At 39.3% G+C, this 6,663-nt stretch carries 5 protein-coding genes and 1 tRNA gene; 2 read left to right on the top strand and 4 right to left on the bottom strand.

What is annotated here, in order from left to right; genetic code table 11:
• Positions 1 to 340: 340 nt before the first annotated feature.
• From J7K40_08090 to J7K40_08075, 4 genes are all read right to left on the bottom strand, one after another.
• Positions 341 to 1,039 (bottom strand): 50S ribosomal protein L25, encoded by a 699-nt coding sequence (locus J7K40_08090; GenBank protein ID MCD6162357.1) that lies wholly within the window; start codon positions 1,037 to 1,039, stop codon positions 341 to 343.
• A 162-nt stretch (positions 1,040 to 1,201) separates the two neighbouring features.
• Positions 1,202 to 2,161 carry a ribose-phosphate pyrophosphokinase gene (locus tag J7K40_08085; GenBank protein ID MCD6162356.1) on the bottom strand — a complete coding sequence of 320 codons (960 nt, stop codon included), beginning with the start codon at positions 2,159 to 2,161 and terminating at the stop codon, positions 1,202 to 1,204.
• Positions 2,162 to 2,164: 3 nt separating this feature from the next.
• A tRNA-Gln gene (locus J7K40_08080) sits at positions 2,165 to 2,236 on the bottom strand.
• 384 nt (positions 2,237 to 2,620) lie between these two features.
• Positions 2,621 to 3,886 carry a T9SS type A sorting domain-containing protein gene (locus tag J7K40_08075; GenBank protein MCD6162355.1) on the bottom strand — a complete coding sequence of 422 codons (1,266 nt, stop codon included), beginning with the start codon at positions 3,884 to 3,886 and terminating at the stop codon, positions 2,621 to 2,623.
• 879 nt (positions 3,887 to 4,765) lie between these two features.
• On the opposite strand from J7K40_08075, the gene J7K40_08070 reads away from it, so the two are divergent.
• Positions 4,766 to 5,728, top strand: a complete 963-nt coding sequence (locus tag J7K40_08070) for a cysteine synthase family protein (GenBank protein ID MCD6162354.1) — start codon at positions 4,766 to 4,768, stop codon at positions 5,726 to 5,728.
• 70 nt (positions 5,729 to 5,798) lie between these two features.
• Positions 5,799 to 6,563 (top strand): DUF1573 domain-containing protein, encoded by a 765-nt coding sequence (locus tag J7K40_08065; GenBank protein ID MCD6162353.1) that lies wholly within the window; start codon positions 5,799 to 5,801, stop codon positions 6,561 to 6,563.
• The last annotated feature ends 100 nt before the right edge of the window (positions 6,564 to 6,663 follow it).

Here is a 6,663-nt window from a genome sequence, read left to right as displayed (position 1 = left end):
CAGGCATGAAATATTATGCAAAGCAAAAAGTGGAATGGCGATGTTTGCTGGAGTTTTCCAATGTCTTGTTGTTCTGTGGGCTGCGAATCAAGCAAGTTTCGCTTGTTGGATAATATTTAAAGAATTCTATGCAAAAGGCCGGACAGTAGTGTATTCATATTATTGTTCAATTGATTAAAAACTGATTCTAAATAAGAAATCCGTTTTATAAATAATGCAGTTTAGAAAAAGGAAGGAACATCAAAAACTATAGCGGAGACAACTGATTATCTCCGCTATTAATATTTCCGTTCAATGCCGGTTTGAAGTATATTCAAAGATTTTTTAATCTTTACCTGTTTTATTTTTTCTCTTTGTCTGCCTTGCGTTCCTCGGCTTTCTTTTCAGATATCACTTCGGGTTCAGCCTGCTCATCAGTAGAAGGAGCAGCTTCCTCAACCTCTTCACCCTCTTCATCCTCTTCAGCCTCAACCTGGACAACCGTAGGCGCAATAACGCTGACTATGGTCTCGTTTTTATCCTTTAAAAACTCAATATCCGGGTAATCAAGATCTTTCACATGAATTGAATCGCCAATATTAAGATCATCTATAGCGATATTGATATAATCGGGAAGATTAGCGGGCAGGCTTAAAACATCAAGTTCTCTAATAGACCACTGAAGAATTCCGCTATATGTTTTAACACCTTGAGCAGTGCCGCTAAGATGCACCGGTATAGAAAGACGAATATTCTGGTCCATCGAGATATTTTGAAAATCTACATGAAGGAGATCGCCATAAACAGGGTCATGCTGCATATCACGGATAAGAGCTTTCTTCTCTGATTTTTGACCGTCGATTTTAAGGTTGATTAAGGCGTTTTCTCCGTGAAGCTCATGATAGATTTGATGAAAATGTTCTAAATCTACTTCCAGCGGTTTCGGCTCTTCGCCTTTGCCGTAAACAACAGCAGGAATCATTTTTGACGCCCGCAATTTTCGAGCGACTCCCTTTCCGGCTTTCGTCCGAGCGGCTGCCTCTATAACAACTTCTTTCATTTTGTATTCTCCTTAATTAAATCATTCAAAATATTTATATTCACAACATTGAAAATAAGCTTGCCGCAGCTTTTGCCTGTTTTTAAATAGGTCCCAGTCAAGCTAATTTTTTCATTTTAAAACCTTATTAGTTTCCTATTTATTCAAACCAATCGTAAAAGATTAATCGAATAAACTCGATACCGAACGCTCTGCATGTATCCTCAAGATGGCTTCCCCAAGAAGTTCAGCCACCGATAAAATCTCGAATTTCTCAGGAAGTTTATTGGAATCCTGATTAACTGTGTCTGTAATATATATCTTCTCAATAACGCTTTTGTTCAGATTTTCAACCGCTTTGCCGGATAATACGCCATGAGTACAGCAGGCGATTATTGATTTTGCTCCAGCATTAGCCAATGCCTCAGCTCCTTTAATCAATGTTCCGGCCGTATCAACCATATCATCACGGATAATAACATTTTTACCTTTAACATCGCCAATAATATTCATAACCTCAGCTTTATTAGGTTCGGGCCGGCGTTTATCGATAATAGCTAAGCTGGCATCCAAAACCGATGCAAAAGCTCGAGAAATCTTGGTTGAACCAACATCGGGAGAAACCACAATAACATCTTTATAATTTTGTTTGATAAAGAAACGATTGAATATCCTTGCTGAGTATAAATGATCGGTAGGGATATCAAAAAATCCCTGAATCTGTGAGGCATGAAGATCCAGGAGTAACACCCTATCAAAACCGGCAGTAGTTACCATGTTGGCAATCAATTTCGAGGTTATTGCCACTCGCGGTTGGTCTTTCCTGTCGGCTCGGGCATAACCAAAATACGGTATAACAGCGGTAATCCGATGAGCCGAGGCGCGTTTGGCGGCATCCGCCATTATTAAAAGTTCGAGAAGGTTTTCAGCTGGAGGATTTGTGGATTGAATAATAAAAACATCCATACCGCGAATATTCTCATCAATCTTGACAAATATCTCATTATCAGAAAAACGCTTAACCTTACAAGCGGAAATAGGTTGATGGATATAATTAGCAGTTTTAGCCGCCAAAGACCGATTTGAGTTTCCCGTAAATATTCTTATTTCATCCGGCACAAAAACCTCAATCCTTTTAACCATTAACTGGGGCGCCAGGATTCGAACCTGGGGTTGCCAGCTCCAAAAGCTGGTGACTTACCACTTGTCGACGCCCCAAATATTTCAAAACAAATAAAATAAAACTTTATTTGGTATTGTCAAGGCTTAATAGCAAAAAAGGAGTTTCCCCATTTTTTCAAATGTATGATTTCCACTCGCTGGGGCAAATGACTCCTGCCAGAAATATATAGGTTTCGGAAAAATCTGCCCTGCATCGATGATAAAAATACAAATAAAGTAAAATTATTCGGAATTACATTTAACATTTAGCGCTAAAAACGCGCCCCTAGGCCCTCTCAAGAGGGGAATAATGCTATCTTAGAGCAGGCAGCGTAATCAACAGTGCCCTGGCTCCTCTCAAGAAGAGAATAATATCTGTGTTGATATGGTTGGCGTACGTCCTCATGCGCCAACTGTGAATAGTTCAAGCGTTTTCCATTCCTATTTAAGCAATGTCATCTTGCGGCAAACTGTATTATCCGCAGTTTTAAGGCTATATAGATATATGCCTGATGAAACAATACTGCCATTATTATCAGCGCCATCCCAAATAAGAGATTTTTCGCCGGATACATAGCCTTCAAATAATGTCCGGGTCAATCTTCCTGCGATATCATATATCTCAAGCCAAACCATTTGCGAACTGTCTGTTTGAATTTTGATGAAAGTTTGGCTATTGAACGGATTTGGATAATTCTGAGATAGTGAAACAGTTTGAGGTAAAACCGGTTCTTTAACAGCAATATTGACTATAGTATTATACTTATAAACTCCGTCACCGGTGCCGGCATAAATATATTTGTAAGCATCTAACTCAAGACTATAGATATTCAGGTTGCCGATATCTTGATTCATCGATATGAAATTAGCGCCGGCATCATTTGACTCTAAAACTCCGCCGCCGCTTGCCGAACCTACGTAAAGCTTCCCGGGCGTATCGGGGTCGCAGACAATAGGCATATTCTCATACGTCGGCATGGAAGTATACTGCCAGGAGGCGCCGCCATTAAAAGAACGAGCAAAATACGCATAACAAGTTACATATAATGTATCCGGATTATCGGGGGCAAATTCAATGCGACTTGGATTATAATCCTCAAGACCAAATAAGCCGTTCATTTCTGCCCAGTTGTTGCCAAAGTCGGTAGTATGCGCCAGAAAAGCCTCGCCAACCGCATAAGCCTCATACAGATGAGAGCCATCTCCCTTAACATCAAGTATATTCAAATTTGGAAGACCATTATTGGCAGAGCTGACATTTTGGCCATAGTCTATTGATGTGAGTATGCCATCCGGGAAACATATATAAACATAGCCGGGATTAATCGGGTCGAAACCCAATCGGCGCGGATTTATAAAATAGTTGCCAGTTGTCCATGAATTGCCGTCATCAGTTGAGAAATATATACCATCCGACCACGTTCCGCCACTTAGCAGTGTTATTAAAGTATCGGATGAATAAGGCAAGTAAGATAAAAACGGGAATAAAGTATTGCTTGATAATTTTAATTCCCAGTTCTGACCGCCATCGGAACTATAATATAATCCGGCGTCAGTTCCGGCACATATATTCTGTGTATTATCAGGGGCAATAGAAATAGAAAGGATCTGTTTGCCGGAAAGCCCTAAAAACTCCCACTCATCAGCCTGCGCTAAAATAGCACTAAAGCATACCATAATTAATAAAATTATAACTTTTTTATACATGGTTTAAAACTCCTTGTTTGGGTTATTACAACAACACCTCAATAATAGCTTAAAAATTAACAGTATTCTTTATCTCCTCAGAGGCTTATTATGGTAATATGGCATTTTTTGTGGATATAAAGTATTATTTTTACGTAATATTATGCAATTCTATGTTTTATTATGAAAATCCGATAACTGCCGGTCAGATAAAGGCACCCCCACCAAACTAATGGGCATAAAATTTTGTCCTGATATGTTAATCTTAGCAATGAAATTAAATCATTTTTATGCTGTCGAAAGTTATTTCCGACAGCTATGGCAGAAAAAGCACATGCTAAAATTTGTGAATAATGCGTGTAAAAGCAAGGTTTTAGGTTTTATTCCGCTGCAGCAAGATACCGGGTTGAATAAAGGACTCCGTCCGCTCCCTTTGGTTAGAACCCGCCTTGCTGTAACTATAACACTAATCACAACAACAATATAATACATCTGATAGGCGGGCTTTTAAAGACCGCTCCAACCCTTAAAGGGTCAGCTATTAAGTTGACAGAGTAGTCCGCCACAGGCGGAGGACCCAGGCGGGTTATATGACCCGGACGAGCCTACGGGCAACCTGTAATTGCAGCAACTACGAACTTTCGCGAAACCGACAAAGATAATTACATATTATTAAAAACCAAACAGCAGCGAAAATATTTTAAAAAAACTCATCTTTGCAATTGATTGATATTATTTAGTTTTGTATATAACTATAGTAGCTTTGACGCCGAATTACATCAGCGTGTATTAGCTTGAAAGTGGACTATGTTTGAACTGTTAATGTTTGATAAAAATTGGAACTATTATTCCATGTTGAGGTAATAAAAATAAATGTTTAAGGCTGTTGATACTATTAAAATGACCGGGCTTTTAAACCTGATCGGGAACACACCATTAGTTCCCTTAAAAAAGATTGCCGCTGATTGTCCGGCAACGATTTTAGCCAAGCTTGAAATGTGCAATATCGGCGGTTCGATTAAAGACAGGTTAGCCTTATCGCTGATTGAGGATGCTGAAAAAACCGGACGGCTTAAACCAGGCGGCACGGTGATTGAGGTTACTTCAGGCAATACCGGCATAGCTGTGGCTATGATTTGTGCTATAAAAAACTATCATGCCTTGCTCGTAATGAGCGATAAGAACTCCGAAGAGAAACAGAATATGATCAAGCTGTATGGCGCCGAGCTTGTGCTTACTCCTCATACTGTACCCCCCTCCGACCCGCGGTCTAATTACAGCGTGGCGGCTAAGCTGGCTGAGGAGACGCCCAACAGCATCTATCTTGACCAGTATGATAATCCCGCCAATATTGATGCTCATTACTTGACGACAGGCCCTGAGATATTGAAACAAACCGGCGGCGATATTGAGGCGATTGTGGTCGGAGCCGGTACCGGCGGCACTGTTTCAGGTATCGGTCGATTTTTTAAGGAAAAAGCTCCCTCAGTTAAAATAATCGGTATCGATTCGGAGGGTTCTATTCTGACTCATTATTACCGCACTGGCGAAATAATCGAGGGCAGTCATTATGAGGTTGAGGGTATCGGCAGCGACAAGATGGTAAAAGCGCTTGATTTCACTGTGCTTGACGACCTGTTTCCAATCAGCGATAAAGAATCTTTTTTAATGACCCGCAAAATTGCTCAAATTGAGGGGATTTTCGCCGGCGGTTCAAGCGGGTCTATATATGCCGGAGCTATAAAGGCTATTGAAAAATATAAATTTACCGGCAACGTAGTGGTGATTTTCGCCGACTCCGGCAATCGCTATCTTTCCAAGCTTTATTCAGACAGTTGGATGAGAACCAAAGGTTATATGTAAACAACTTTTATTTTTAAAATAATTGCATTTTTTGCTTAAACTTATTTGAATCATCAAAGGAGATTTCAAAATGAAGATATGGAAATTATTTCTAACCATTATTTGCATGATAATTATACCGACCTCGCTTGTTATGTGCCAGCTGGATGATGAAAAATCCGAACCGGGGAAATGGATAGACCCAGCCAAGCAGCAATTATCAAATGCCCGAATTGAGTTTGACCATACAACTTATAATTTTGGCTCTATTATAAAAGGAGCCGTTGTCAGCCATAAGTATTGGTTTGAAAATAAAGGCACAGATACGTTAACTATTACTAGAATAAAATCGACTTGCGGCTGTACATCCACACAAAAAGCAGGTTTTAGCATTGCTCCGGGGGAACGTTCAAGCATTGATATTGTTTTTAATGCCGGCAAATTTAACGGCAGAGTTACCAAATCTTTAAAAATCAACTGCAACGATTCATTAAATCCGTTTTTAGAAATCAGATTTAAAGCGAATATAAATAATCCCAAACAGATTCTTGAATATTCGCCGCAGAAAGTTGATTTTGATAATGTTAAAGCAGGCTCGAAAGCCAGTCAAAGAATAAGTCTTTCTAACATGGACGATACTAAATCAAAAATAGTTATTATTGATAAGCCTGATGACAGCTTTATAACAGTTAATATCGATAAAAACACCTTGAAACCTAAATCATCGGCAAATATAACATTTTCGCTTGATAATGCTAAAGAGATTGGTGAATTCCTGACATCGATTTCATTAGAGGTTGAGGGCAAGCGCGGCTCGCGAATTACTATTCCAATTACCGGAAATATTATTGAGTAAGGTTTATTTTATAACAGATTTTGCAGTAAAACTATTAATAAATTAAAATTTTATGCGGAATTATGTTGAACATTTAATGTTAAGAACACACCCCTGACCC

Source organism: Candidatus Zixiibacteriota bacterium, assembly GCA_021159005.1.
Taxonomy (GTDB): Bacteria; Zixibacteria; MSB-5A5; order UBA10806; family 4484-95; genus JAGGSN01.
Note: the sequence above shows the minus strand (reverse complement) of the source record. Positions and strands in the feature narration are given on the sequence as shown.